The following is a 1083-nucleotide window of genomic DNA, read 5'->3' as shown; positions in this document are numbered from 1 at the left end:
CCTGAGCGGTGTCGCGGCATTGCCTGTCGGGATTGAAACGTGCATAAGGTCGTGGCGTCGGCGCGGCCGCCGGCGGCCGCCATGAAGTGCCCGGGGGCGAAGGGGACGGAAAGGGTCGCGACAGGCCGGCTTGCCAACGCCCAGGCCTTTGACAGGAAACGGACATATGTTCCCGCTTCTCCCCTTCGCCGGATAAATTGACATGCATGTGACAAGACTGGCCATCGAGGGCCTGGCGCTGTTGAAACCCGCCCGCTTCGGGGATCATCGCGGCTTCTTCAGTGAAACCTACAATCGACGCCGGTTTGCCGAGGCAACAGGCGTCGATGTGGAGTTCGTGCAGGACAACCATTCCCTGTCGCGCGATGCCGGCACGCTGCGCGGCCTGCATTTCCAGCGGCCGCCGTCGGCGCAGGGCAAGCTGGTGCGGGTGGTGCGCGGTGCCGTTCTGGATGTCGCCGTGGATCTGCGCCACGGGTCGCCCACCTTCGGCCGGCATGTGGCGGTGGAACTTTCGGCCGACAATGGCGAGCAGTTCTGGATTCCGGCCGGCTTTGCCCATGCCTTCTGCACGCTCGTCCCGGATACGGAATTCGTCTACAAGGTCACGGATTATTACAGCCCGGCCGATGATGGCGGCATCATCTGGAACGATCCCGATCTGGCGATCGAATGGCCCTTCCCGGCCGACCGGCTGACCCTGTCCGATAAGGACGGCAAGCTGCCGCGTCTGGCCGACCTGCCGCCCATTTTCTGATCCGCTATAGCGACCCATTGCTTTGAGAGCCCTGGCATGACCACGCTTTCCCCGAAACTGATCCTTGTCACCGGGGGTGCCGGTTTCATCGGCTCCGCCTTTATCCGCCATGTGGTGGGCGAGCGCGGATGCGCCGTCGTCAATATCGACAAGCTGACCTATGCCGCCAACCTGGAGAATGTCCGGGATGTGAAGGACAGCCCGCTTTATCATTTCGAACAGGCGGATATCTGCGACCGTCCGGCGATCGACGCCATCTTCGCCAAGTACCAGCCCGATGCCATCGTGCATCTGGCCGCCGAAAGCCATGTCGACCGGTCCATCGA

The 1083-nt window shown here is 63.0% G+C and carries 2 protein-coding genes; both read left to right on the top strand.

What is annotated here, in order from left to right; all coding sequences use genetic code 11:
* The first annotated feature begins 202 nt into the window (after positions 1-202).
* Complete coding sequence (gene rfbC, locus ACODTW_RS28245; RefSeq protein ID WP_488949550.1) at positions 203-757, top strand: dTDP-4-dehydrorhamnose 3,5-epimerase; 555 nt, start codon at positions 203-205, stop codon at positions 755-757.
* 36 nt (positions 758-793) lie between these two features.
* Positions 794-1083: GDP-mannose 4,6-dehydratase (locus ACODTW_RS28240; RefSeq protein WP_488949549.1), on the top strand; the 290-nt coding region annotated here is incomplete at its 3' end.

It is taken from the genome of Niveispirillum sp. FG148 (assembly GCF_057809655.1).
Note: the sequence above shows the minus strand (reverse complement) of the source record. Positions and strands in the feature narration are given on the sequence as shown.